The following is a 24,669-nucleotide window of genomic DNA, read 5'->3' as shown; positions in this document are numbered from 1 at the left end:
CGGCTTCGGCCGCCGCCCCCGCCGATGGACACGTCCCCCGTGAACAGTCCCACTCCCATCGTCACCGGCCCCCGCGAATTCGAATTCGCCGACCGTGATTTCCGCCGTGTCTGCGACCTGATCTACCAGCGCGTGGGCATCGCCCTGGCGCCGGCAAAGCGCGATATGGTGTACGGCCGCCTGTCGCGCCGCCTGCGTACCCTGGGCATGCGCAGCTTCCAGCAGTACCTGGACCATCTGGAACAGGACGACGGCGATGAGTGGCAGGCGTTCACCAACGCCCTGACCACCAACCTCACCTCGTTCTTCCGCGAGCCGCACCACTTCGAGAAGCTGCGCGAGGAACTGCAGCAGCGCTCCAGCCGCAGCCCGCTGCTGCTGTGGTCGTGCGCCGCCTCCACCGGTGAGGAGCCCTACTCCATGGCGATCACCGCCTGCGAGGCCTTCGGTACGTTGAAGCCGCCGGTGCGGATCGTCGCCACCGACGTCGACACCCAGGTACTGGCCACCGCCAGCCGCGGTGTCTACAACATCGACCGCGTCACCAATCTCGACCCGGACCTGCGCCGTCGCTACTTCCAGCGCGGCAGCGGCCCCAACGAGGGCCAATGCCGGGTGCTGCCCGCCCTGCGCGAGCTGATCGACTTCCGCCCGCTGAACCTGCTGGCCCCGCGCTACGACGTCGGTGGTCCGTTCGACGCGCTGTTCTGCCGCAACGTCATGATCTACTTCGACAAGCCGACCCAGCGCGCCATCCTCGGCCGCCTGGTGCATCACCTCAACGATGACGGCCTGCTCTACACCGGCCATTCGGAGAACTATCTGCACGCCGCCGACCTGATCCAGCCCTGCGGCCGCACGCTGTACCGCCGCGCACAGGGGGCCGGTGCATGAATGCCTCGCTGCGCACCGACGACGTGATGCGATACCAGGACGCGCGGTTCAAGACCGTCGCGGCCAAACTGCTGCCGACCCAGTACCTGGTGGTCGATGACACCACCGCGCTGACCACCACGCTGGGCTCCTGCGTGGCCGCCTGCCTGCGCGACCCGGTGCTGAAGATCGGCGGCATGAACCACTTCCTGCTGCCCGAAGGCAACGCCGGCGACGGCGCGCCCGCGCGCTACGGCAGCTACGCGATGGAACTGCTCATCAACGACATGCTCAAGCGCGGCGCGCACCGCAAGCGCATCGAGGCCAAGGTGTTCGGCGGCGCCAACGTGCTGAAGGGCTTCACCAGTAATCCGGTCGGCACGCGCAACGCAGAGTTCGTGCGCCAGTACCTGCAGGCCGAGCACATCCCGATCATCGCCGAGGACCTGTGCGGCATCCATCCGCGCAAGATCTGGTTCTTCGCCGATACCGGCCGCGTGGTGGTGCAGCGCCTGCCGCACGCCCATGAAGCCGAAGTGGCCGCGACCGAATCGGCCGTGCGTGCGCGCCTGTCCAAGGCCCCGGTCACCGGCGGCGTGGAGCTGTTCGAATGAGCCTGCCCGGCAACGCCCCCTGCCGGGTCCTGATCGTCGACGACTCCGCCGTCGTACGGCAGATGCTCACCGAGATCCTCTCCAGCGATCCGGGCATCGACGTGGTCGGCACCGCCGCCGATCCGCTGCTCGCACGCGAGAAGATCAAGCGCCTGGCACCGGACGTGATCACCCTGGACGTGGAAATGCCGCGCATGGACGGCCTGGCGTTCCTGGAAAATCTGATGCGCCTGCATCCGCTGCCGGTGGTGATGATCTCCTCGCTGACCGAGCGCGGCGCCGACACCACGCTGCAGGCGCTGGCCCTGGGTGCGGTCGATTTCGTTTCCAAGCCCAAGCTCGATGTGTCGCGCGGCCTGCAGGCCTACGCCGATGAGATCATCGCCAAGGTCAAGATGGCCGCCCGCTCACGCGTGCGCCCACTGGTGCGCACCGCCGCACCCAAGCTCATCCTGGATGCCGCGCCGTCCGTGCGTCCGGCCGCGCCGCAGTTCCGCACGACCGACCGGCTGATTGCGATCGGCTCGTCGGCCGGCGGCACCGAAGCACTGCGTGTGGTGCTGGAAGGCCTGCCGGCGGATGCCCCGGCCGTGGTGATGACCCAGCACCTGCCGGCCAGCTTCAGCACCGCCTTCGCCGAACGCCTGGACCGCCACTCGGCGATGGCCGTGCGCGAGGCCACCGACGGCGAAGCCGTGCTGCCCGGCCATGCCTACCTGCCGCCCGGCGGCAAGCACCTGCGTATCATCCGTGACGGTGCGCGCTGGCGTTGCCGCGTGGATGACGGCCCTGCGGTGAACCGGCACAAGCCGGCGGTAGACGTGCTGTTCCGCTCGGTGGCGCAGGCCGCCGCTGGCAATGCCATCGGCGCCATCCTCACCGGCATGGGCGACGACGGCGCACGCGGCCTGCTGGAAATGCGCCAGGCCGGCGCCCCGACCCTGGTGCAGGACGAAGCCACCAGCGTGGTCTGGGGCATGCCCGGTTCCGCGTTCAAGCTGGGTGCGGCCGAAGAGCAGGTGCCACTGGAGCGGATCGCCGAGCGGCTGCTGGCGCTCGCCCGCGGCTGATTGCATCGTGGTTTGCCGGCCAGCGGCCGGCACTACCACTTGGTCTGGAACAATGGGTAGTGCCGGCCGCTGGCCGGCACCCACAGCGCCTCTACGCGCCCCAATACAACCGCATCGGGTTGTCCACCAGCAGCTTCTTCTGCAGCTCCAGCGTCGGCGCGATGTGGGGAATCACATCCACCAGATGCCCATCATCAGGCATGTGGTCCTTCATGTTCGGGTGCGGCCAGTCCGTGCCCCACAGCACGCGATCCGGGAAGCGCTCCACCAGGTGCCGCGCGAACGGCACCACGTCGGCGTACCCCGCCGGCCCCACCCGCGACAGCCGCTCCGGGCAGCTGACCTTGCTCCACACATTTCCGTGCTCGGCCATCAGCTGCACGAAACGCTGGAATTCCGGCCCGTCCACCGGCTGGCTCACGTCCGGCCGGCCCATATGGTCGACCACCACCGTGGTCGGCAGCGAGGTGAAGAAGTTCCAGCGCTCGGCCAGGTCGGCCGCTTCGAAGTACACCACCACGTGCCAGCCCAGCGGCGCAATGCGGTCGATGATGGCGTGGTAGTAGGCATCCGGCTTGGGGTCGACCAGCCGGCGCACGAAGTTGAAGCGCACGCCGCGTACGCCCGCGGCATGCAGCTGCTGCAGCTCCTCGTCGCTGACCGTATCGCGCACCGTGGCCACGCCACGGGCCAGGCCGCCGCTGGCCTGCAGCGCATCGACCAGGGCGCGGTTGTCTGCACCATGGCAGGTTGCCTGCACGATCACGTTGCGGCTGAACCCGAGGAAGTCGCGCAGCGCAAACAGCTGCGCCTTTCCGGCGTCGCAGGGCGTGTACTTGCGCTCGGGTGCATACGGGAACACATCGCCCGGACCGAACACATGGCAGTGCGCGTCCACCGCACCCGTCGGCGGTACGAATGCCGGGCGGCTGGGGTTGGCGCAGTAGTCCAGCCAGTCGGCATCCTTCTGGAACGCGGCCATCACAGCCCCCTCGCCTTCAGCTGCGCATCCAGCCGCGGGTAGACCCGCCGCGCATTGCCTTCGAATACCTTGTAGCGATCGCCTTCGGACAACGCCAGCGCGTCCACGTAGCGACGGGTGTCATCGAAGAAGTGGCCGGTCTGCGGGTCGATGCCACGCACCGCGCCCACCATTTCCGAACCGAACAGGATGTTGTCGATGTCGATTACCTCGAACAGCAGGTCGATGCCGGGCTGGTGGTACACGCAGGTATCGAAGTAGACGTTCTTCATCACATGCTCGGCCAGCGGCGGCTTGCCCAGCATGTCCGCCAGGCCCCGGAAGCGCCCCCAATGGTAAGGCACCGCGCCACCGCCATGCGGGATGATGAAGCGCAGCTCGGGGAAGTCACGGAACAGATCGCCCTGCAGGAACTGCATGAAAGCGGTGGTATCGGCGTTCAGGTAGTGCGCGCCGGTCGCATGGAAGTTGGCATTGCAGCTGCCCGACACGTGCACCATGGCCGGCACGTCCAGTTCCACCATCTTCTCGAAGAACGGGTACCAGGAACGATCGGTCAATGGCAGGCCATCCCAGTGGCCGCCGGACGGATCGGGATTGAGGTTGCAGCCGACGAAGCCAAGCTCGTTCACGCAGCGCTCCAGCTCAGCCACCGAGTGCGCGATCGGCACGCCCGGCGACTGCGGCAGCTGGCAGACGCCGATGAACTGATCCGGGTACAGCTGAACCACCCGCGCGATCAGGTCGTTGCAGCGGCGCGTCCATTCAGCGCTGACCTGCTCATCGCCGATGTGGTGGGCCATGGTGCTGGCGCGCGGCGAGAAGATGGTCATGTCCGCACCGCGCTCGCGCAGCAGGCGCAGCTGGTTGGCCTCCACGCTGTCGCGAAGTTCATCGTCGCTGATCGTGGGATAGACCGCCGCCGGCAGCGAGCGGTCGTTGAAGTGGGCCACCTGCGCCTTGCGGAACGCATCGTGGCCGGCGGGGGCCGTGGTGTAGTGACCGTGGCAGTCGATGATCATGGGGGATCTCCTCGGGCGATGGATCACCAGCCGAACAGCTGGGCGAAGTGCACATCCACGCGCAGGCCGACAATCAGCGCGTCGGGGATGTTGGTGGTGCGCGTGGGTGCGTAAATCGGGTCGGGGTTGATGACGTACTGCAGGTTCGGCATCAGGCGGATGCCCTTCTTCACCGCCCAGCCGTAGCTGAGCTCGGTGATGATTTCGTCGGCATGCGGTGCACCGGTGCCGCCGTAGCGGCTGCGGCGATCACGCAGGAAGCCGATCTGTTCGTCGCTGAAATGCGTGTTGGAGACGAACATCGCCAGGGTGTCCTGGTCGCGGCCGGCGAAGGTGCCGGTCTTGACGAAGCCCGCCGACACAAAATGATCGACCGGCGCCTCGTTGCCGGTGTTGACGTAGACCCGGCCGAACACGGCGAGGTTGCGCTTGCCTTGGCCGCGCCAGACGGTCTGGTCGCCCATCGCGTACACGCCCATGCGCGCACCGTCCTGCACGGCCGTCGGCTTGCCGGTCAGCGCTGCCGAATTGCCGTTGGCATCGAAGTACGAGCTCTTGCCGCCATCGCTGTTGCGGTACATGCCGACGCGGTAGGTGCGCGGCAGGCGGTCGTTGGCGAAGGACGTCTGGTAGCCCACTTCGTAGGCGCTGATGGTGCCGGTGCCCTCGCCCACCGAGAAGTCCAGGCCGTTCTTGCCGGCCTTGTTCAGCTCGTTGTTGTAGTCGAACACACCCGCCTGCGCATACCAGCGATCATTCACGTCGTAGCGCACGAGGCCGGCCCAGGACGAATTCGGGTAGGCGGTGATGCCCAGGTCGGTGATCGCACCATAGGGCGTCAGGCACATCGCGTTGCTCATGAACACGCAGTTGAGCGGCGAGTTGTTGAAGTAGCTGTTCACCGGTGCACGGCCGGCGATGATGCTAAGGCCATTGTCGAAGCGGTGACGAAGGGTCAGCCGGGTCAGGCGGCCGCCAGCTACCGGTCGCCAGGTCTGCTGTGCGCTGATCGAATTGCCGATCTTCTCGCGCGCCAGGTTGCGCCCGGCGAACCAGGCCCACTGCGCATCCACCTCGGTGCCGTGCACGCCGAACAGTTTGTCCAGGTCAAATTTCGACTGGGCCATCACCCAGTACGAACCTTCGGTGCCCTGTTCAACACCGCCCACCGGGTTGTGGGCCACATTGCCAACCAGGTCCAGGGTCAGGTCGATGCCCTCGGGGATGCTGCGGTCAGCGGCGAAAGCCGGTGTTGCCAGTGCGCTGGCCAGCAGCAGGTACAGCGGGGTACGCAGGAACTGCGACATGTTCTCTCCCTTCCCGGCGCCGTCGGCGCCAGGGTGATGCATTCAGTGGAGGCCACCGCGGTGGCCGTCAGGGCTCAGGCCATTGCCTCAGGCGGGCTGCACGCCGAGCAGGCGTTGCCGGGTTCGGCGAGTGCCGATCTGCGCGGCCATGGTCTTTTCATCCAGCTTGCCTTCCCACTTGGCGATCACCAGCACGGCGATGGCATTGCCGATCAGGTTCACGAAGGTCAGGCCTTCAGCCAAAATGCGGTGGATACCAAGGATCAGCGCGATGCTGGCCACCGGAATGGTGCCGGTGGTGCCAAGGGTCGCCGCCAGCACCACGAACGCCGCACCGGCCACGCCCGCAGCACCCTTGGAGGTCAGCAGCAGCACGGCGATCAGGCCCAGCTGGTGCCACACGGTCAGTTCGGTATTGGTGGCCTGGGCCAGGAAGATCGCCACCGTGGTCAGGTACAGGCAGGTGCCATCCAGGTTGAACGAGTAGCCGGCGGGAATCACGAAGCCGACGACGCCCTCTTCGCAGCCCAGCTTCTTCATCTTCTCGATCAGGCGCGGCAGCACCGTTTCAGTGGAGGTGGTGGCCGCAACGATGATGATCTCGTCGCGCAGGTAACCCAGCAGGCGCCACAGGCTGGCACCGGTCCACCAGCACACTGTGCCCAGCACCAGCACGGTGAACAGCCCGCAGACCACGAAGAACTCGATGATCAGCTCGCCCAGCGACAGCAGCGAGGCAGCCCCGAACTGGCCGACGGTGAAGGCGATGGCACCAAACGCACCGATCGGCGCCACGTACATGATGTAGCCGATGATCTTGAACAGCGCACCGGAGGCGCTCTCGATCACATCCATCACCGGCTTGCCGCGCTCGCCGACGGCGGCCAGGGCCACGCCGAACAGCACGGCCACGAACAGCACCTGCAGCACGTGCGCCTCGGTGAAGGCACTGACCAGGGTGTTGGGGATGATGGCCATGATGTAGGCCACGATCGACTGGTCATGGGCGGTGTGCACATAGCCCTGGATGCTGGCCATGTCGATCGTCGCCGCGTCGATGTTCATGCCGGCGCCGGGCTTCCACAGGTCCACCGCCACCAGGCCGACGATCAACGCGAGGATGGTGATCACCTCGAAGTAGATCAGCGATTTCAGCGCCAGCCGACCCACGCTGCGCATGTCACGCATGCCGGCGATGCCGTGCACCACGGTGACGAAGATGATCGGTCCGATCATCATCCGGATCAGCTTGATGAAGCCATCACCCAGCGGCTTCATCGCCGAACCCAGGTCCGGCTGCAGCCAGCCCAGCAATACGCCGATCACGGTGCCGGCCAGCACCTGGAACCACAACTGGCCAAAGATTCCAAAGCGGCCCGGCCGCTTCCCTACCACGGTCATAACAACCCTCCCAGGTCGCAGAGAATAGAAAGGCGCTGCCTGTTCAGTCGAACAGTGCGCCGTCGAACAGCTTCCGTGCGGTGCGCAGCATGGCCGCGCGGGCCACCTGGCCGTCCTCGTCCAGTTCAATCACGCAGGTCGTGGCCCCGCTGGGGTGCTCCACCGCCAGGGTCTGTACCTGCCCGCCCGGCAACCGGGCCAGTGCATGGGCCGGCGAGCCCGGCAGCAGGCAGGCCGTGGCCACCGTCACCGCACCCAGCACGCCGATGGAGGCATGGCAGCGGTGCGGGATGAACGAGCGCACGCAGATCGCGCCGCCGTCGGCAGGTGCGGCCACCAGCATCATCTTGGGCACCGACTTCTCCGCCACATCGCCCAGGTTCATCTTCGGCCCCGCCTGCAGGCGGATCGCCTCCAGGCGGACCTTCAAGGTCTCGTCCGCGTCCAGCGTGGCGCGGTCCTCGTAGCCGCTGATGCCCAGGTCGGACGCGCGCAGCACCACGCAGGGCATGCCGTTGTCGATCAGGGTGGCCTGCACGCCGTCAATCACGTCCACCACGTTGCCGGTCGGCAGCAGCGCGCCGCAGCTGGAACCCGCGGTGTCCTCGAAGGCCAGTGGCAGCGGTGCGGCGGTACCCGGTACGCCGTCGATGCGCGCGTCACCGGCATAGCTCACCACACCGTCTGGTGTCTGCACGCTGGCCGTTGCCAGGGTGCCGGTGTTGGCCATGAAGATGCGCACCTCGGTCACCCCATCGCGCGCCGCCACCAGGCCGCGCTCGATCGCGAACGGACCCACGCCGGCCAGCATGTTGCCGCAGTTCTGCGCGTCACTCACCAGCGCCTGGTCGACGAAGACCTGCAGGAACAGGTAATCCACGTCGGCATCCTCGCGCTGCGAGGGCGAAACCACGGCGACCTTGGAGGTCAGCGGGTCGCCGCCGCCCATGCCGTCAATCTGGCGCACGTCCGGCGAACCATAGGCACGCAGCAGGAAGGCATCACGCGCGGCGGCATCGGCCGGCAGGTCCTGGGCGAGGAAGAACCCGCCCTTGGACGTGCCTCCGCGCATCCACATCGCGCGCACGCCCTTATTCATAGCGCAGGCCCTTGGCGGCCAGGCGCTCACGCATGGCGTAGATGTCCAGGCCGAGTTCGCCACGGGCCAGACGCTCGCGCTTGTCGGCCTCGCGTGCTTCACGTGCCTGGGCTTCGGCGGCCACCCGCGCCGCATCGGCGCGCGGCACGATGCACACGCCGTCATCGTCGGCGATCACCACGTCACCCGCATTCACCAGAGCGCCACCGCAGACCAGCGGCACGTTCACCGAACCCAGGGTTTCCTTCACCGTGCCCTGCGCGTGCACCGCCCGGCTCCACACCGGGAAGCCCATCGCGGTCAGCTCGCGCACATCGCGCACGCCCGCATCGATGACCAGGCCACGGCAGCCACGGGCCTGCGCCGAAGTCGCCAGCAGGTCGCCGAAGTAGCCATCGGTGCAGTCGCTGGTCGGTGCCACCACCAGGATGTCGCCCTCGCCGAGCTGCTCGATGGCCACATGCATCATCCAGTTGTCGCCCGGCGGCACCGATACGGTGACCGCACTGCCGGCGATGCGCGCGCCGCTGTAGATCGGCCGCAGCCGCGGATGCAGCAAGCCACTGCGACCCTGTGCCTCATGCACGGTGGCCACGCCGGCCTCGGCCAGTGACTGGATCAGCGCCAGTTCGGCGCGCTCGATACGGGTGATGACGCGGGACATCCATCCATCCTTCGTTGGCGATGGCGCAGTCTGTTCCGCGTCATGCAGACCCCTCAAGATCGTTTTTCGTCCGGCCCATTCAATCTGGTTATAGTTGTGCCATGAATGGACTGCCCGAGCTGAACCTGAAACACCTGCACGCGATGGTGGCGGTACACGCGCACGGCGGCATCAGCGCGGCCGCGCCGCACCTCAATCTGTCCCAGCCCGCGCTCACCCAGGCCATCGCGCGGCTGGAACGGCAGCTGGATGCGCCGCTGTTCGACCGCCAGCCCGGCGGCATGGTCGCAACCGAAGCGACGCGCCTGCTCGCACCGCGCATCGAACGCGCCCTCGCCTACCTCGCCCGTGGCGTACGCGCGGCCCGGCGTGCGGCGCGCCTGCCTGCACTGGCAACCATCGAACGGCGACTGACACTCAGCCAGCTGCGCGCCCTCAACGCGGTGGACAGCGCGGGCAGCTTCACGCTCGCGGCAGCGCGCGCCGGGGTTTCGCAGCCGGCCATGCACCGCGCGGTGCGCGAACTGGAAGCGGTGATCGAGGTTCCCCTGCTGCAGCGGCGTGGCAAGGCCCTGCTGGCCACGCCCGCCGCCACCCGTCTGCTGCGCTGGGTCCGCCTGGCACTGTCCGAGCTGGCCACCGGCCTGGACGAACTGGCCGCCACCCGCGACCAGCACGGCGGCCGCCTGGCCATCGGGGTGATGCCGCTGGCGCGCGCATTGCTGCTGCCACAGGCACTGGCCCGATTCGCGCGCGCCTGGCCGGGCGCCACGGTGAACGTGGTGGAAGGTCCGTTTTCGGAGCTGCTGTCCGACCTGCGCGAAGGCAGCCTGGACCTGCTGGTCGGCGCCATGCGCGACCTCAGCGCGGTGCCCGACGTGGTGCAGGAAGGCCTGTTCGACGATGACCCGGTCATCGTCGGCCGCGCCGACCACCCTCTCGCCGCGCAGCTGCCATGGCGTTTCGAGCAACTGCTGGACTATCCGTGGGTGATCCCGGCCACCGGCGCGCCGGTGCGTGCACGCTGGGAGCGGATGTTCCGCGACAACGGCCACGAGCCACCGGTGCTGCGCATCGAATGCGGCTCGCTGGTGATCACCCGCGGCCTGCTGCTGGAGGATGACTGGCTGACCCTGATGTCACGCGACCAGTTCCTGATCGAACGCCAGGCCGGCCTGCTGGCCGAACTGGGCCTGGCCGGCCGCGCCCTGCGCCGCCGCATCGGCCTGACCACCCGCGCCGACTGGCACCCGACGCGGCCACAGCAGGCCTTCCTGCAGACCTTCCGCGACGTCTGCGCCGAACGCAGCAATGACGGCCCGGACGCCTGGCCGTTCCGCTATCGCTGAAGCCCGGTAGTGCCGGCCGCTGGCCGGCATGCCTGCGCCCATCACACGGCTGCCGGCCAGCGGCCGGCACTACCGGGCATCGTCCGCCCACAAAAAACCCCCGGCTCTCACCGGGGGTTCTGCGTTTCAACGGGATGCCGACCAGCGGCCGGCACTACCGCATCAGGCAGCGACCGTCTTGGCCACGTCCTGATACTCCTCGATCTGGTCGAAGTTCATGTAGCGGTAGATCTCCGCGCCGCTCTGGGCGATCACGCCCACATCGGCCATGTACTCTTCCTTGGTCGGGATGCGGCCCAGACGCGAGCAGATCGCGGCCAGCTCGGCCGAACCCAGGTACACGTTGGTGTTGCGGCCCAGACGGTTCGGGAAGTTGCGGGTCGAGGTCGACATCGCAGTGGAGCCTTCGCGGATCTGCGCCTGGTTGCCCATGCACAGCGAGCAGCCCGGCATTTCCATGCGTGCGCCGGTGGCGCCGAAGGTGCCGTACACGCCTTCCTTGGTCAGCTCCGAGGCATCCATCTTGGTCGGCGGGGCCACCCACAGGCGGGTCGGCAGGTCGCGCTTGCCTTCCAGCAGCTTCGCAGCGGCACGGAAGTGACCGATGTTGGTCATGCACGAACCGATGAACACTTCGTCGATCTTGGCGCCAGCGACTTCAGACAGCGTCTTCACGTCGTCCGGGTCGTTCGGGCAGGCCACGATCGGCTCGTGGATGTCGGCCAGGTCGATCTCGATGACGGCGGCGTACTCGGCGTCGGCATCCGGCTCCAGCAGCTCCGGGTTGGCCAGCCAGGCTTCCATCTTCTCGATACGGCGCTGCAGCGAACGCGGATCCTGGTAACCCTCGGCAATCATCCACTTCAGCAGGGTGATGTTGCTGGTCAGGTACTCGATGATCGGTTCCTTGTTCAGGCGCACCGAGCAACCGGCGGCCGAACGCTCGGCCGAGGCGTCGGACAGTTCGAACGCCTGTTCGACCTTCAGCTCCGGCAGGCCTTCGATTTCCAGGATGCGACCGGAGAAGATGTTCTTCTTGCCGGCCTTGGCCACGGTCAGCAGGCCCGACTTGATGGCGTACAGCGGGATCGCGTTGACCAGGTCACGCAGGGTCACGCCCGGCTGCATCTGGCCCTTGAAGCGCACCAGCACCGATTCCGGCATGTCCAGCGGCATCACGCCGGTGGCAGCAGCGAAGGCGACCAAGCCCGAACCGGCCGGGAACGAAATGCCCACCGGGAAACGGGTGTGCGAGTCACCACCGGTACCGACGGTGTCCGGCAGCAGCATGCGGTTGAGCCAGCTGTGGATCACGCCGTCGCCCGGACGCAGCGAGACGCCGCCACGGGTGGAGATGAACTCCGGCAGGGTGTGGTGGGTCTTGACGTCCACCGGCTTCGGGTACGCAGCGGTGTGGCAGAACGACTGCATCACCAGGTCGGCCGAGAAGCCCAGGCAGGCCAGGTCCTTCAGCTCGTCACGGGTCATCGGGCCGGTGGTGTCCTGCGAGCCGACCGAGGTCATCTTCGGTTCGCAGTAGGTGCCCGGGCGCATGCCCTGGCCTTCGGCCAGGCCACAGGCGCGGCCGACCATCTTCTGCGCCAGCGAGAAGCCCTTGCCGTTGTCGGCCGGCTGCACCGGCAGGCGGAACAGGTCGGTCGGGGCCAGGCCCAGCGCTTCACGCGCCTTGCCGGTCAGGCCACGGCCAATGATCAGCGGAATGCGGCCACCGGCGCGCACTTCGTCGAACAGCACGTCGCTCTTCACTTCGAACTCGGCGATCACTTCGCCGTTCTTCAGTGCCTTGCCGTCGTACGGACGCAGCTCGACCACGTCGCCGTGCTCCATCTGCGAAACGTCCAGCTCGATCGGCAGGGCGCCGGCATCTTCCATGGTGTTGTAGAAGATCGGAGCGATCTTGCCGCCCAGGCAGACGCCGCCGGCGCGCTTGTTCGGGATGAACGGAATGTCATCGCCGGTCCACCACAGCACGCTGTTGGTGGCCGACTTGCGCGAGGAACCGGTACCGACCACGTCGCCCACGTAGGCCACCAGGTGCCCCTTGTCCTTGAGATCGAGGATCTGCTGGATCGGGCCGCGCTTGCCGTCTTCTTCCGGGGTGAACGCCGCGTCGTCGCGCTTGTTCTTCAGCATCGCCAGGGCGTGCATCGGAATGTCAGGGCGGGTGGTCGCGTCCGGGGCCGGCGACAGGTCGTCGGTGTTGGTTTCGCCCGGCACCTTGAACACGGTGACGGTCAGGCTCTGCGGCACTTCCGGGTTGCTGGTGAACCATTCGGCATCGGCCCAGCTCTGCAGCACGGACTGGGCGTTGGCGTTGCCCGCCTTGGCCTTTTCCTGCACGTCATGGAAGGCATCGAAGACCAGCAGGGTCTTCTTCAGGCCGGCCGCGGCGATGGTGCCGATGGCCGCATCGTCCAGCAGCTGCACCAGCGGGGCGACGTTGTAACCGCCGAGCATGGTGCCCAGCAGTTCGGTGGCGCGCTCGCGGCTGATCAGCGGGTTCTGCTCGCTGCCCAGGGCAATGGCTGCCAGGTACGAGGCTTTGACTTTGGCAGCATCGTCGACGCCGGCCGGCACGCGGTGGGTCAGCAGGTCGAGCAGGAACTCGGCCTCGCCCTGCGGCGGGTTCTTCAGCAGTTCGATGACATCGGCCGTCTGCTGCGCGCTCAGCGGCAGCGGCGGGATGCCAAGCGCAGCGCGCTCGGCGACGTGGTGGCGGTAGGCTTCCAACATGACAACTCCCGGGTAATGCGTAGGTTGAAAAAAAGATGGGCTCAGGCTTGCGGCACGATCAGCTTCAGGCCCTTGAAGTAGTCGCGGTAAAACGTGTCGTTCCAGGTGATCAGGCCATCGCACTGCAGCAGTGCGTGGGCGCCGACCATGAATTCGTCCAGGCTGCGGCGGCTGCCGCTGCGCTGGCGGTGGCGGCGGTGCATCTCGCCGGCGCGCAGGGCCGACTTGGCCTCCAGCGCATTGAAGTGCACGCCCATTTCTTCCAGTGCTTCCAGCACCTCGGCGCCGCCGCGCAGCGAGGCGCAGACTTCGGCCAGGGTCGCGCCGCAGACCACCACGCGGCCGCCGACCAGGCTCTGCCGCAGGATGGCTTCCACCGCATCGGCCTGCGGGCCGTTGCTGAGCAGTTCGACCAGGACCGGGGAATCAACGGCGATCATCACGGCTTATTCCTCGTCGCGCACCGAGCGCACGGCCGCTTCGGACGACTCGAAGCCGTCCAGCGCGAACTTGCCGCGGGCGCGCGAGATCGCGTCGTCCACGCTTTTGCGCAGGATGATCCGGCTGCCCTCCAGCTCGACCTTCAGCTGGGTGCCCTTGGTCAGACCCAGCGCGTCACGCACTGCCTTGGGCAGGGTGATCTGTCCGCGCTCTGCAACAGTGGCTTCCATGGGTAGGCCCTCTTCGGTATGCACAAATTATACATACTTTGCCGGGCATACTTCCACCCTGAACCCGGCCAAGGGTACTCCAGCCCTTGCACCGCAAAGGATCCGCCACATCCATGACATACGCCATACACCTGCCCCTGTAATCTGGACCCGATGCCGCAGGCTGGCCCCGCCCCACGTGAATGCATTCATACTGGGACGACCGGGGCCACCAGGCCCGCGGCGACCGCAAGCAGGCCCGCTTCCGAACGGGCCAGAGCAAGCCATCCGCAAGAGGAGTCATCCCGCATGAGCGATTCGTTCTCCACCCGCAGCCAGCTGGACGTCGGCGGCAAGACCTACGACTACTTCAGCCTTCCCACGCTCGGCAAGCGCTTCGACATCTCCCACCTGCCCTACTCGATGAAGATCCTGCTGGAGAACCTGCTCCGGCACGAGGACGGCGGCGCCACCGTCGGCCCCGACCACATCGAAGCGGTGGCGCGTTGGCAGCCCAGCGCCGAGCCGGATACCGAAATCGCCTTCATGCCCGCGCGCGTGGTCCTGCAGGACTTCACCGGTGTGCCCTGCGTGGTCGACCTGGCCGCCATGCGCGATGCGGTGGTCAAGCTGGGCGGCAAGCCCGAGCAGATCAACCCGCAGATCCCCTCCGAACTGGTCATCGACCACTCGGTGCAGGTCGATGTGTTCGGCAAGCCCGACGCGCTGGACCTCAACGGCAAGATCGAATTCCAGCGCAACCAGGAACGCTACGGCTTCCTGCGCTGGGGCCAGAAGGCCTTCGACAACTTCAAGGTGGTGCCGCCCAACACCGGCATCGTCCACCAGGTGAACCTGGAAAACCTGGCCCGCGTGGTAATGGCCGCCGACAAGGACGGCCGCGCCGTCGCCTACCCCGATACCGTGTTCGGTACCGACAGCCACACCACGATGATCAACGGCATCGGCGTGCTCGGCTGGGGCGTGGGCGGCATCGAGGCCGAGGCGGCCATGCTCGGCCAGCCCTCCTCGATGCTCATCCCGCAGGTGGTCGGCTTCAAGCTGACCGGCAAGCTGCCCGAGGGCGCCACCGCCACCGACCTGGTGCTGACCGTCACCCAGATGCTGCGCAAGCTCGGCGTGGTCGGCAAGTTCGTCGAGTTCTACGGCGACGGCCTGCAGCACCTGCCGCTGGCCGACCGCGCCACGATCGGCAACATGGCGCCCGAATACGGCGCCACCTGCGGCATCTTCCCGATCGATCACGAATCGCTGAACTACCTGCGCCTGTCCGGCCGCAGCGACGAGCAGATCAACCTGGTCGAGGCCTACGCCAAGGCCCAGGGCCTGTGGCACGAACCCGGCAGCGCGCCGGCCCAGTACAGCACCACGCTGGAACTGGACATGGGCACCGTGAAGCCTTCGCTGGCCGGCCCCAAGCGCCCGCAGGACCGCGTGCTGCTGGAAGACGTGCAGAAGAACTACCGCGAAGCGCTGGTCGGCCTCACCGCCAACCGTGACAAGCGCAGCGCCGATGTCTCCACCTTCGTCAACGAAGGCGGCGGTGCGGCGGTCGGCAACGAGCAGCTGGCCAAGGGCTACGCCGACATCGAGACCGTGGGCCGCAAGGTGCGCCTGAAAGATGGCGCGGTGGTCATCGCCGCCATCACCTCCTGCACCAACACCTCCAACCCGGCGGTGATGATCGGCGCCGGCCTGCTGGCCCGCAACGCCGCGGCCAAGGGCCTGAACCGCCAGCCGTGGGTGAAGACCTCGCTCGGCCCGGGCTCGCGCGTGGTCACCGATTACCTGGAAAAGGCCGGCGTCCTGAAGGAGCTGGAGAAGATCGGCTTCTACGTGGTCGGCTACGGCTGCACCACCTGCATCGGCAACTCCGGCCCGCTGCCGGCCGAAGTCAGCGCCGGTATCGCCACGGGCGATCTGGTGGTCACCTCGGTGCTGTCGGGCAACCGCAACTTCGAGGGCCGCGTGCACCCCGAAGTGAAGATGAACTACCTGGCCAGCCCGCCGCTGGTGGTGGCCTATGCCATCGCCGGCACCACCGATATCGACCTGACCACCCAGCCGCTGGGCACCGGCAGCGATGGCCAGCCGGTGTTCCTGCGCGACATCTGGCCGAGCAACAAGGAAATCGGCGATGTCATCGCCGCCACCATCGGGCCGGAGATGTTCAAGCAGAACTACGCCGACGTGTTCAAGGGCGATACCCGCTGGAACACCATCGCCTCGCCGGACGGCAACCTGTACGAGTGGAGCGATGCCTCCACCTACATCAAGAACCCGCCGTACTTCGACGGCATGACCATGCAGACCGGCAGCATCGATGATGTGCACGGCGCGCGGGTGATGGGCCTGTTCGGCGATTCGATCACCACCGACCACATCTCCCCGGCCGGCAACATCAAGAAGGATTCGCCGGCAGGCCGGTTCCTGCAGGAACACGGCGTGCAGCCGGCCGACTTCAACAGCTACGGCAGCCGCCGCGGCAACGATGACGTAATGGTGCGCGGCACCTTCGCCAACATCCGCATCAAGAACCTGATGTTCGGTGGCGAAGAGGGCGGCAACACGCTGTATTACCCGGCCAACGGTGGCCAGCCGGAAAAGCTGGCGATCTACGACGCGGCCATGAAGTACAAGGCCGACAACGTGCCGCTGGTGGTGCTGGCCGGCAAGGAATACGGCACCGGCTCGTCGCGCGACTGGGCGGCCAAGGGCACCCTGCTGCTGGGCGTGAAGGCGGTCGTGGCCGAGAGCTTCGAGCGCATCCACCGTTCCAACCTGGTCGGCATGGGCGTGCTGCCGCTGCAGTTCCGCAACGGTGAGAACGCACAGTCGCTGGGCCTGGACGGCTCGGAGACGATCGACATCACCGGCCTGGAAGACGGCGCCAGCAAGCGCGCCACGGTGACCGCGACCAAGGCCGATGGCACGAAGAAGACCTTCGAGGTCTCGGTGATGCTGCTGACCCCGAAGGAAGTCGAGTACTTCCGCCACGGCGGCCTGCTGCAGTACGTGCTGCGCCAGCTCGCCGGCCGGTAATGTCCGGACTTCTGTAGAGTCGAGCTTGCTCGACTGATCCCAACGTGCCAACCAAGGTTGGCACCTACCAGGGCAATGGGCCGCCCTCTGTAGAGTCGAGACATGCTAGACTGATCCCAACGTGCCAACCAAGGTTGGCACCTACCAAGGCATGGAGTGCCAACCAAGGTTGGCACCCACCAGGGCGTCAGCCGCTACGGCCGCACGCCATAGATCCGCCACGGGGCCGCCGTCGGCCCCACGTCGTACACCAGCCCGCGCAGCCCCTCTTCCATCACGGTCTCGCCCTCAGCGGCGCCGGTATTGACCACCGTCACCACCATCTCGAACGCCGGGTGCTCCGCCTGGCCAATACGCGAACACACCACCCCACGATTCTCGTAGTGCACGACCGGGGTGAACCCGGGATCCTCGCAGTGCACGGCCACGAACCGGTAGCCCCGGTCCTCACTGCTGCCCGGCATCAGCGCATGCGCCGCGTACGACACCCGGCCCTGGCCGCCGGCGTAGGCCGGCACCTGCACCCGGAACTGGCCGGTGTCGCCGATCGCCAGCACCGGGTAATCCAACTGCTGCATCGGTGGCGGCGTCTGCGCCAAGGCCACGGCGGAACTACAGAACAGCAGGCAACTCACGGCAATGCGCATCGCACTCTCCCTCACGGAACGGCCTGTGATGGTGCAATACGGCGGCGTATGGCGTCTTTAGGAATGGGATGAAATAGCTGCCTCTAATTTTCATAGTCATGATGTTTTTCATCATTCATGAAATTCGTCCACATCCGGTGTAGGCTAGCGCCACAGGTCACCCCTTCTGGAGCCAGCCATGCTTCACCTGCCCGTCCGCTTCGACCCCATCAACGAGCTGACCCACACCACCGCCTCGTCGGTGAAGGAACACTGGCGCAAGGTCATGCAGGAGGTCCGCGACCAGCGCATGGTGGTGGTCACCAACCATAACGAACCGCAGGCGGTCATCGTCTCCATCGAGCAGTACCGCGCCCTGCAGGCGCGCGTGGAGGCGCTGGAAGCCTCGCTTGAGGAGCTGCGCGACCAAGCCCCGGGCCTGGCTGAACTGCGCGCCGGCTTCGACCAGCGCCTGGCGGTACTGCAGCAGGCCCAGGCCGGCAGCAGCGCACGCGACCTGCTGCGCCGCCCTGCCCGCCTTGGCGGGCAGGTCAAGGCCGGCACCGGCCACTGATGGCGCGGCCTTTCCTGTACGTCCTTGCCGGCGTCAATGGCGCCGGCAAGAGTTCAGTGGGCGGCCATGTGCTGCGCGAGGCCGGGCTGAACTGGTTCAACCCCGACACCTTCGCCCGCGAACTGCGCGGCATCACCGGGCTGTCGCAGGCCGAGGCCAACGCCCAGGCCTGGCAGGAAGGCGTCAACCGCATCCGCGATGCGCTGGACCGGCGCCGCAACCACGCCTTTGAAACCACCCTGGGCGGCAATTCAATCGCCGCCCTGCTGCATGAAGCCAGCCACAGCCACGATGTGCTGATGTGGTTCTGCGGCCTGTCCAGCCCGGAACAGCACATCGCCCGGGTCCAGGCCCGCGTGCGCTCGGGCGGGCACCCGATCAACGAAGCCGACATCCGACGCCGCTGGCCACTGGCGCAGCAGAACCTGATCCGGCTGATGCCGGTACTGGCCCAGCTGCAGGTCTACGACAACAGCGCCGAAGCCGCCCCCGGCGAAGCCGTGCCCGACCCCCGGCTGCTGCTGCAGATGGAAGATGGCCAGGTGCTGTACCCCGAGCCCGACAACCTCGCCCAGCTGGCGGCCACGCCCGCCTGGGCCACCCCGCTGCTGGAAGCCGCCCTCCGCCTGTAAGCCAAGGGGTCGGATCCCGGGGTCGGATCCCTTTCCAAAGGAAAGGGCTCTGACCCCGAACCCCCATTCAAACGCCACCTTCACTTTTTGTTGATTGAACGTTCAATCAACAAACGCGATACTGTCCACCTCGGGCCAACGCCTATGCCCCAGGTGAGACCGTGCCGAAGAAAGGCATCGAACCGATCCGCCGCGAGCAGCTGATCCAGGCCACCTTCCAGGTGATCCACGATATCGGCCTGGCCGACGCCACCGTGGCGACCATCGCCCGCCAGGCTGGCCTGTCCACCGGCATCGTCGCCCACTACTTCGGCGACAAGGCCGGCCTGCTCAACGCCGCGATGCGGCAGATCCTCAACGAACTGAAAGACGCCTTCGCCCAGTACCGCGCCAAGGCCGATGCAGATCCGCGGGCCCAGCTGCGCGCGCTGGTCGATGGCAACTTCGACCAGACCCAGACCAGCGGCCCGGCCATGCGCGTCTGGCTGACCTTCTGGGCGGCGAGCATGCACCAGCCGGAACTGGCCCGCCTGCAGCGCATCAACGACCAACGGCTGTATTCCAACCTGGCCCATCAGTTCCACCGCGCGCTGCCGGCCGAACGCGCCCGCGATGCCGCCCGCGGCCTGGCCGCGATGATCGACGGCCTGTGGCTGCGCGGCAGCCTGGTCGGTGGCCCGTTCGACACCGCCGCCGCCCGCGCGCTGGCCTACGCCTACATCGACTTCCAGCTGCAGCCCGAGGGCGTATAAGCAGCCTCAAGCCCTTCCCCCTTTGTTTCCAGGAGTACCCCCATGCCCACCCTGCCCGTCCAACAGCTCTACATCCACGGCCGACGCGTCGACGCCACCAGCGGCAAGACCTTCCAGACCATCAACCCGGCCAACGGCCAGGTCCTGGCCGAAGTGCAGATCGCCAGCCAGGCCGACGTCGAGCGCGCGGTGCAGAGCGCGGCCGAAGGCCAGAAGGTCTGGGCGGCGATGACCGCGATGGAGCGCTCGCGCATCCTGCGCCGCGCGGTCGATCTGCTGCGCGAACGCAATGATGCGCTGGCCCAGCTGGAAACCCTGGACACCGGCAAGGCGCTGGCCGAGACCACCACGGTGGATATCGTCACCGGCGCCGACGTGCTGGAGTACTACGCCGGCCTGGCCACCGCCATCGAAGGCATCCAGCTGCCGCTGCGTGAATCGAGCTTCTTCTATACCCGCCGCGAACCGCTGGGCGTGGTCGCCGGCATCGGTGCCTGGAACTACCCGATCCAGATCGCGCTGTGGAAGTCGGCGCCCGCACTGGCCGCCGGCAACGCCATGGTGTTCAAGCCCTCCGAAGTGACCCCGCTGACCGCGCTGAAGCTGGCCGAGATCTACAGCGAAGCCGGCGTGCCGGACGGCGTGTTCAACGTGGTGCAGGGTCCGGGCGGCGAGATCGGCAACTGGCTCACCGAACACCCGGTGATCGAGAAGATCTCCTTCACCGGCGGCGTGGCCACCGGCAAGAAGGTCATGGCCGCCGCCGCGTCGTCGTCCCTGAAGGAAGTGACCATGGAGCTGGGCGGCAAGTCGCCGCTGGTCATCTGCGATGACGCCGATCTGGACCGCGCCGCCGACATCGCGGTGATGGCCAACTTCTTCAGCTCCGGCCAGGTCTGCACCAACGGCACCCGCGTGTTCGTGCCGCGCAGCATGCTGGCCGCGTTCGAGGCCGCCGTGGTCGAGCGGGTCAAACGCATCCGCATCGGCGATCCGCAGGCCGCCGACACCAACTTCGGGCCGATGGTCAGCTTCCCGCACATGCACAACGTGCTGCGCTACATCGACAGCGGCAAGGCCGAAGGCGCACGCCTGCTGACCGGCGGCGGCCGTGCGGAGGAAGGCGCGCTGGCCGAGGGCGCCTACGTGCTGCCCACCGTGTTCTCCGACTGCCGCGATGACATGACCATCGTCCGCGAGGAGATCTTCGGGCCGGTCATGAGCATCCTCGCCTACGACGACGAGGACGAAGCCGTGCGCCGCGCCAACGACACCACCTTCGGCCTGGCCGCCGGCGTGGTCAGCCGTGACATCAGCCGCGCCCACCGCATCATCCACCGCCTCGAAGCCGGCATCTGCTGGATCAACACCTGGGGCGAATCGCCCGCGGAAATGCCGGTCGGCGGCTACAAGCAGTCCGGCGTCGGCCGCGAGAACGGCCTGTCCACGCTGGGCCACTACACCCGCATCAAGTCGGTGCAGGTCGAACTGGGCGACTACGCCAGCGTGTTCTGATCAGCGTGGTCTGATCAGCGCGCCCTGAACCAGCCGCCCGGTGCGAACGCCGGATCGACATTCCGCCGGGAGAGCTGCGCAACGCGCGTCCCGGCCCGCAGGAGAACAACCATGAGTACCCCCAACGAGTACGACTACATCATCATCGGCGCCGGTTCGGCCGGCAACGTGCTGGCCACCCGCCTCACCGAGGATGCCGATGTCAGCGTGCTGCTGCTGGAAGCCGGTGGCCCGGACTACCGCCTCGACTTCCGCACCCAGATGCCGGCTGCACTGGCCTACCCGCTGCAGGGCAAGCGCTACAACTGGGCGTACAAGACCGACCCGGAGCCCTTCATGAACAACCGCCGCATGGATTGCGGGCGCGGCAAGGGCCTGGGCGGTTCCTCGCTGATCAACGGCATGTGCTACATCCGCGGCAACGCCATGGACTACGACCACTGGGCCAGCATGCCGGGCCTGGAAGACTGGACCTACCTGGACTGCCTGCCCTACTTCCGCAAGGCCGAAACCCGCGACATCGGCGCCAACGACTACCACGGCGGCGACGGCCCGCTGCGGGTGACCACGCCCAAGGCCGGCAACAACGAACTGTTCGCCGCGATGGTCGAAGCCGGCGTGCAGGCCGGCTACCCGCGCACCGATGACCTCAACGGCTACCAGCAGGAAGGCTTCGGCCCGATGGACCGCACGGTCACGCCGAAGGGCCGCCGCTCCAGCACCGCCCGAGGCTACCTGGACCTGGCCAGGCCGCGCCCGAACCTGACCATCGTCACCCACGCCCTCACCGACCGCATCCTGTTCTCGGGCAAGCGCGCGGTGGGCGTGCAGTGGCTGCACAACGACCAGCCGCAGCGCGCCACCGCCCGCCGCGAAGTGCTGCTGTGTGGCGGCGCCATCGCCTCGCCGCAGATCCTGCAGCGCTCCGGCGTCGGCCCGGCCGATCTGCTGCGCAGCCTGGACATCGACCTGGTGCACCACCTGCCCGGCGTCGGCGCCAACCTGCAGGATCACCTGGAGATGTACCTGCAGTACGAATGCAAGAAGCCGGTGTCGCTGGCCCCGGCACTGAAGCTGCACAACCAGCCGGCCATCGGTGCCGAATGGCTGTTCCTGGGCACCGGCATCGGCGCCAGCAACCAGTTCGAGGCCGGTGGCTTCATCCGCAGCGACGAGGCCTTCGACTGGCCGAACCTGCAGTACCACTTCCTGCCGGTGGCCATCAATTACAACGGCTCCAACCCGATCAAGGCGCACAGCTTCCAGATGCACGTCGGCTCGATGCGCTCGCCCAGCCGTGGCCGCGTCCAGGTCGTTTCCAAGGATCCGCGCGTGCACCCCAGCATCCTGTTCAACTACATGTCCCACGAGCAGGACTGGCGCGAGTTCCGCGCGGCCATCCGCATCACCCGCGAGATCTTCGCGCAGCCGGCGCTGGCACCCTACAGCGGCCGCGAGATCTCGCCCGGCCGCGAGCTGCAGACCGATGCGCAGATTGATGGCTTCGTGCGCGAGCACGCCGAGACCGCCTACCACCCCTCGTGCACCAACAAGATGGGCCACGCCGATGACCCGATGGCGGTGGTCGATGGCCAGGGCCGCGTACACGGGCTGGACGGCCTGCGCATCGTCGATGCCTCGATCATGCCGCAGGTGGTCACCGGCAACCTCAACGCGCCGACCATCATGATCGCCGAGAAGCTGGCCGACGTGATCCGCGGCCGCACCCCGCTGGCCCGCAGCACCGCGCCCTACTACAAGGCCAACGGTGCCCCGGCGCGCAGCCGCGGCTGACGTATACGGCCCTCAATCCGTCGGGTAGTGCCGGCCGCTGGCCGGCACCCTCGATGCCGGCCAGCGGCCGGCACTATCGGACACAGACGCCCCCTTCGCGTTTTCCCTACGGAACGGTATGCTGCTGCGAGCGGTTCTGGCGGATACTGTCCGCGCCGCACCCATCAAAAACGATTCCTGGAGGGGGAATATGAGTCTGGATCGTCCCTGGCTGCAGAGCTATCCGAAAGGCGTTCCCGCCGAGATCGACATCAACGAGTTCCATTCGGTAGCTTCGGTCTTCGACGCTTCCGTCGCGAAATTCCGCGACCGTCCCGCCTACTCCAGTTTCGGCAAGGTCCTCACCTACGGCGAAACCGACGCTCTGGTCGAGCAGTTCGCCGCCTACCTGCTGGGTGAGCTGAAGCTCAAGAAGGGTGACCGCGTCGCCCTGATGATGCCCAACTGCCTGCAGTACCCGATCGCCACCTTCGGCGTGCTGCGCGCCGGCCTGACCGTGGTCAACGTCAACCCGCTGTACACCGCGCGCGAGCTGAAGCACCAGCTGGTCGATGCCGGCGTCAGCGCGCTGGTGGTGGTCGATAACTTCGGTGACACCGTCCAGCAGGTAATCGCCGACACCCCGGTCAAGCACGTCATCACCACCGGCCTGGGCGACCTGCTCGGCCTGAAGGGCACGATCGTCAATTTCGTGCTCAAGTACGTCAAGAAGATGGTGCCCAACTACCATCTGAAGGGCGCGGTGCGCTTCCGCCAGGCGCTCAAGCTCGGCAGCCGCCACACCCTGCCCAAGGTCGAGATCGACCACGACGACGTCGCCTTCCTGCAGTACACCGGTGGCACCACCGGCGTGGCCAAGGGCGCGATGCTGACCAACCGCAACCTGATCGCCAACATGCAGCAGGCCTCGGCCTGGATCGGCGCATCGGGCATCGAGCCGGGCAAGGAGTGGATCATCACCGCCCTGCCGCTGTACCACATCTTCGCGTTGACGGCGAACGGCCTGGTCTTCATGAAGTTCGGTGGCTGCAACCACCTGATCACCAATCCGCGTGACATGAAGGGCTTCGTCAAGGAGCTCAAGTCGGTGCGCTTCACCGCCATCACCGGCGTCAACACCCTGTTCAACGGCCTGCTCAACACCCCCGGCTTCGACACCGTCGACTTCTCCTCACTGAAGGTGACCCTGGGTGGCGGCATGGCCGTGCAGCGTGCGGTGGCCGAGCGCTGGAAGAAGGTGACCGGGGTGACCCTGGTCGAGGCCTACGGCCTGACCGAGACCTCGCCGGCGGCCTGCATCAACCCGCTGGACCTGAAGGAATACAACGGCGCCATCGGCCTGCCGATCCCGTCCACCGATGCCTGCATCAAGGACGACAACGGCAACACCCTGGCCATGGGCGAAGTGGGCGAGCTGTGCATCCGCGGCCCGCAGGTGATGAAGGGTTACTGGCAGCGCCCCGACGAAACCGCCACCGCCATCGATGCCGACCAGTGGCTGCACACCGGCGACATGGCGAAGATGGACGAGCAGGGATTCTTCTACATCGTCGACCGCAAGAAGGACATGATCCTGGTGTCCGGCTTCAACGTGTACCCGAACGAGGTCGAGGACGTCATCGCGATGATGCCGGGCGTGCTGGAAGTGGCCGCTGTCGGCGTGCCGGACGAGAAGTCCGGTGAAGTGGTGAAGGTGGTCATCGTGAAGAAGGACCCGAACCTGACCGCCGAAATGGTCAAGGAACACGCGCGGGCCAACCTCACCGGCTACAAGCACCCCAGAATCGTAGAATTCCGAAAGGAGCTGCCGAAGACCAACGTGGGCAAGATCCTCCGTCGCGAGCTCCGCGATACGCCCGCCACGTAAGGCTTTCGGCGAATTTGAACACCTTCGGGGCCCGGGTTGGAAACAACCCGGGCCTTTTCGC

21 protein-coding genes are annotated in these 24,669 nt (G+C 67.0%); 11 read left to right on the top strand and 10 right to left on the bottom strand.

The annotated features are described in order from the left end of the window. Nucleotides 1-24 precede the first annotated feature (24 nt). The 3 genes from C1925_RS10200 to C1925_RS10190 are packed head-to-tail and all read left to right on the top strand — an operon-like array spanning nucleotide 25 to nucleotide 2,557. Nucleotides 25-894: a CheR family methyltransferase gene (locus tag C1925_RS10200; RefSeq protein WP_108768771.1), complete on the top strand. Its 870-nt coding sequence runs from the start codon at nucleotides 25-27 to the stop codon at nucleotides 892-894. Beyond that, the gene (gene cheD / locus C1925_RS10195) at nucleotides 891-1,487 is read left to right on the top strand and encodes a chemoreceptor glutamine deamidase CheD (protein WP_079221788.1); all 597 of its coding nucleotides are present in this window, start codon (nucleotides 891-893) and stop codon (nucleotides 1,485-1,487) included. The genes C1925_RS10200 and cheD overlap by 4 nt, the downstream gene beginning before the upstream one ends. Next, nucleotides 1,484-2,557 (top strand): chemotaxis response regulator protein-glutamate methylesterase, encoded by a 1,074-nt coding sequence (locus C1925_RS10190; protein ID WP_108768770.1) that lies wholly within the window; start codon nucleotides 1,484-1,486, stop codon nucleotides 2,555-2,557. The genes cheD and C1925_RS10190 overlap by 4 nt, the downstream gene beginning before the upstream one ends. 91 nt (nucleotides 2,558-2,648) lie before the next feature. On the opposite strand, the gene C1925_RS10185 is transcribed toward C1925_RS10190, so the two are convergent. The 6 genes from C1925_RS10185 to C1925_RS10160 form a co-directional block, all read right to left on the bottom strand. Continuing rightward, nucleotides 2,649-3,539 (bottom strand): amidohydrolase family protein, encoded by an 891-nt coding sequence (locus C1925_RS10185; RefSeq protein WP_108768769.1) that lies wholly within the window; start codon nucleotides 3,537-3,539, stop codon nucleotides 2,649-2,651. Next, on the bottom strand, nucleotides 3,539-4,561 hold the full coding sequence (locus C1925_RS10180; protein WP_108768768.1) for an amidohydrolase family protein: 1,023 nt from the start codon (nucleotides 4,559-4,561) through the stop codon (nucleotides 3,539-3,541). The genes C1925_RS10185 and C1925_RS10180 overlap by 1 nt, the downstream gene beginning before the upstream one ends. A 23-nt stretch (nucleotides 4,562-4,584) precedes the next feature. Further along, entirely contained in the window at nucleotides 4,585-5,868 is a 1,284-nt protein-coding gene (locus C1925_RS10175; RefSeq protein WP_159097509.1) for a carbohydrate porin, read from the bottom strand. 87 nt (nucleotides 5,869-5,955) lie between these two features. Further along, on the bottom strand, nucleotides 5,956-7,269 hold the full coding sequence (gene dctA / locus C1925_RS10170; RefSeq protein WP_108746629.1) for a C4-dicarboxylate transporter DctA: 1,314 nt from the start codon (nucleotides 7,267-7,269) through the stop codon (nucleotides 5,956-5,958). A gap of 43 nt (nucleotides 7,270-7,312) precedes the next feature. Next, nucleotides 7,313-8,368: a 4-oxalomesaconate tautomerase gene (locus C1925_RS10165; RefSeq protein ID WP_108768766.1), complete on the bottom strand. Its 1,056-nt coding sequence runs from the start codon at nucleotides 8,366-8,368 to the stop codon at nucleotides 7,313-7,315. Next, nucleotides 8,361-9,032 (bottom strand): 4-carboxy-4-hydroxy-2-oxoadipate aldolase/oxaloacetate decarboxylase, encoded by a 672-nt coding sequence (locus C1925_RS10160; protein ID WP_108768765.1) that lies wholly within the window; start codon nucleotides 9,030-9,032, stop codon nucleotides 8,361-8,363. Before C1925_RS10160 ends, C1925_RS10165 begins: the two co-directional genes overlap by 8 nt. A 101-nt stretch (nucleotides 9,033-9,133) precedes the next feature. Here C1925_RS10160 and C1925_RS10155 point away from each other — a divergent pair, with 101 nt between their 5' ends. Next, complete coding sequence (locus C1925_RS10155; RefSeq protein WP_108768764.1) at nucleotides 9,134-10,381, top strand: LysR family transcriptional regulator; 1,248 nt, start codon at nucleotides 9,134-9,136, stop codon at nucleotides 10,379-10,381. A gap of 162 nt (nucleotides 10,382-10,543) precedes the next feature. On the opposite strand, the gene acnB is transcribed toward C1925_RS10155, so the two are convergent. The 3 genes from acnB to C1925_RS10140 are packed head-to-tail and all read right to left on the bottom strand — an operon-like array spanning nucleotide 10,544 to nucleotide 13,806. Further along, nucleotides 10,544-13,135, bottom strand: a complete 2,592-nt coding sequence (gene acnB, locus C1925_RS10150) for a bifunctional aconitate hydratase 2/2-methylisocitrate dehydratase (protein WP_108768763.1) — start codon at nucleotides 13,133-13,135, stop codon at nucleotides 10,544-10,546. A gap of 41 nt (nucleotides 13,136-13,176) precedes the next feature. Continuing rightward, nucleotides 13,177-13,575 (bottom strand): type II toxin-antitoxin system VapC family toxin, encoded by a 399-nt coding sequence (locus tag C1925_RS10145; protein ID WP_049458027.1) that lies wholly within the window; start codon nucleotides 13,573-13,575, stop codon nucleotides 13,177-13,179. A 6-nt stretch (nucleotides 13,576-13,581) separates the two neighbouring features. Then, entirely contained in the window at nucleotides 13,582-13,806 is a 225-nt protein-coding gene (locus C1925_RS10140; protein WP_108768762.1) for an AbrB/MazE/SpoVT family DNA-binding domain-containing protein, read from the bottom strand. A gap of 288 nt (nucleotides 13,807-14,094) precedes the next feature. Between C1925_RS10140 and acnA the strand changes: the two genes are divergently transcribed. Further along, the gene (gene acnA / locus C1925_RS10135) at nucleotides 14,095-16,848 is read left to right on the top strand and encodes an aconitate hydratase AcnA (RefSeq protein WP_108768761.1); all 2,754 of its coding nucleotides are present in this window, start codon (nucleotides 14,095-14,097) and stop codon (nucleotides 16,846-16,848) included. A gap of 194 nt (nucleotides 16,849-17,042) precedes the next feature. On the opposite strand, the gene C1925_RS20955 is transcribed toward acnA, so the two are convergent. Further along, nucleotides 17,043-17,495: a hypothetical protein gene (locus C1925_RS20955; RefSeq protein ID WP_159097508.1), complete on the bottom strand. Its 453-nt coding sequence runs from the start codon at nucleotides 17,493-17,495 to the stop codon at nucleotides 17,043-17,045. 178 nt (nucleotides 17,496-17,673) lie between these two features. Here C1925_RS20955 and C1925_RS10125 point away from each other — a divergent pair, with 178 nt between their 5' ends. The 6 genes from C1925_RS10125 (at nucleotide 17,674) to C1925_RS10100 (ending at nucleotide 24,608) form a co-directional block, all read left to right on the top strand. After that, nucleotides 17,674-18,048, top strand: coding sequence for a type II toxin-antitoxin system Phd/YefM family antitoxin (locus C1925_RS10125; protein ID WP_108752998.1), 375 nt, complete (start codon nucleotides 17,674-17,676; stop codon nucleotides 18,046-18,048). Continuing rightward, nucleotides 18,048-18,680, top strand: coding sequence for an AAA family ATPase (locus C1925_RS10120; protein WP_108768760.1), 633 nt, complete (start codon nucleotides 18,048-18,050; stop codon nucleotides 18,678-18,680). Before C1925_RS10125 ends, C1925_RS10120 begins: the two co-directional genes overlap by 1 nt. A gap of 161 nt (nucleotides 18,681-18,841) precedes the next feature. Next, nucleotides 18,842-19,432, top strand: coding sequence for a transcriptional regulator BetI (gene betI / locus C1925_RS10115; RefSeq protein WP_108768759.1), 591 nt, complete (start codon nucleotides 18,842-18,844; stop codon nucleotides 19,430-19,432). A 42-nt stretch (nucleotides 19,433-19,474) separates the two neighbouring features. Continuing rightward, complete coding sequence (gene betB / locus C1925_RS10110) at nucleotides 19,475-20,947, top strand: betaine-aldehyde dehydrogenase (RefSeq protein ID WP_108768758.1); 1,473 nt, start codon at nucleotides 19,475-19,477, stop codon at nucleotides 20,945-20,947. A gap of 111 nt (nucleotides 20,948-21,058) precedes the next feature. Beyond that, the gene (betA, locus tag C1925_RS10105; RefSeq protein WP_108768757.1) at nucleotides 21,059-22,741 is read left to right on the top strand and encodes a choline dehydrogenase; all 1,683 of its coding nucleotides are present in this window, start codon (nucleotides 21,059-21,061) and stop codon (nucleotides 22,739-22,741) included. A 190-nt stretch (nucleotides 22,742-22,931) separates the two neighbouring features. Further along, a complete protein-coding gene (locus C1925_RS10100; RefSeq protein WP_108768756.1) occupies nucleotides 22,932-24,608 on the top strand; it encodes a long-chain fatty acid--CoA ligase in 1,677 nt (558 codons plus the stop codon). The last annotated feature ends 61 nt before the right edge of the window (nucleotides 24,609-24,669 follow it).

This window comes from Stenotrophomonas sp. SAU14A_NAIMI4_5 (genome assembly GCF_003086795.1).
Classification (GTDB): domain Bacteria; phylum Pseudomonadota; class Gammaproteobacteria; order Xanthomonadales; family Xanthomonadaceae; genus Stenotrophomonas.
Note: the sequence above shows the minus strand (reverse complement) of the source record. Positions and strands in the feature narration are given on the sequence as shown.

What these genes read in the sequence shown, in the direction of transcription:
- C1925_RS10200 (WP_108768771.1), top strand. Translation starts at nt 25, where the DNA reads ATGGACACGTCCCCCGTGAACAGTCCCACTCCCATCGTCACCGGCCCC.
- cheD (WP_079221788.1), top strand. Translation starts at nt 891, where the DNA reads ATGAATGCCTCGCTGCGCACCGACGACGTGATGCGATACCAGGACGCG.
- C1925_RS10190 (WP_108768770.1), top strand. Translation starts at nt 1,484, where the DNA reads ATGAGCCTGCCCGGCAACGCCCCCTGCCGGGTCCTGATCGTCGACGAC.
- C1925_RS10185 (WP_108768769.1), bottom strand. Translation starts at nt 3,539, where the DNA reads ATGGCCGCGTTCCAGAAGGATGCCGACTGGCTGGACTACTGCGCCAAC.
- C1925_RS10180 (WP_108768768.1), bottom strand. Translation starts at nt 4,561, where the DNA reads ATGATCATCGACTGCCACGGTCACTACACCACGGCCCCCGCCGGCCAC.
- C1925_RS10175 (WP_159097509.1), bottom strand. Translation starts at nt 5,868, where the DNA reads ATGTCGCAGTTCCTGCGTACCCCGCTGTACCTGCTGCTGGCCAGCGCA.
- dctA (WP_108746629.1), bottom strand. Translation starts at nt 7,269, where the DNA reads ATGACCGTGGTAGGGAAGCGGCCGGGCCGCTTTGGAATCTTTGGCCAG.
- C1925_RS10165 (WP_108768766.1), bottom strand. Translation starts at nt 8,368, where the DNA reads ATGAATAAGGGCGTGCGCGCGATGTGGATGCGCGGAGGCACGTCCAAG.
- C1925_RS10160 (WP_108768765.1), bottom strand. Translation starts at nt 9,032, where the DNA reads ATGTCCCGCGTCATCACCCGTATCGAGCGCGCCGAACTGGCGCTGATC.
- C1925_RS10155 (WP_108768764.1), top strand. Translation starts at nt 9,134, where the DNA reads ATGAATGGACTGCCCGAGCTGAACCTGAAACACCTGCACGCGATGGTG.
- acnB (WP_108768763.1), bottom strand. Translation starts at nt 13,135, where the DNA reads ATGTTGGAAGCCTACCGCCACCACGTCGCCGAGCGCGCTGCGCTTGGC.
- C1925_RS10145 (WP_049458027.1), bottom strand. Translation starts at nt 13,575, where the DNA reads ATGATCGCCGTTGATTCCCCGGTCCTGGTCGAACTGCTCAGCAACGGC.
- C1925_RS10140 (WP_108768762.1), bottom strand. Translation starts at nt 13,806, where the DNA reads ATGGAAGCCACTGTTGCAGAGCGCGGACAGATCACCCTGCCCAAGGCA.
- acnA (WP_108768761.1), top strand. Translation starts at nt 14,095, where the DNA reads ATGAGCGATTCGTTCTCCACCCGCAGCCAGCTGGACGTCGGCGGCAAG.
- C1925_RS20955 (WP_159097508.1), bottom strand. Translation starts at nt 17,495, where the DNA reads ATGCGCATTGCCGTGAGTTGCCTGCTGTTCTGTAGTTCCGCCGTGGCC.
- C1925_RS10125 (WP_108752998.1), top strand. Translation starts at nt 17,674, where the DNA reads ATGCTTCACCTGCCCGTCCGCTTCGACCCCATCAACGAGCTGACCCAC.
- C1925_RS10120 (WP_108768760.1), top strand. Translation starts at nt 18,048, where the DNA reads ATGGCGCGGCCTTTCCTGTACGTCCTTGCCGGCGTCAATGGCGCCGGC.
- betB (WP_108768758.1), top strand. Translation starts at nt 19,475, where the DNA reads ATGCCCACCCTGCCCGTCCAACAGCTCTACATCCACGGCCGACGCGTC.
- betA (WP_108768757.1), top strand. Translation starts at nt 21,059, where the DNA reads ATGAGTACCCCCAACGAGTACGACTACATCATCATCGGCGCCGGTTCG.
- C1925_RS10100 (WP_108768756.1), top strand. Translation starts at nt 22,932, where the DNA reads ATGAGTCTGGATCGTCCCTGGCTGCAGAGCTATCCGAAAGGCGTTCCC.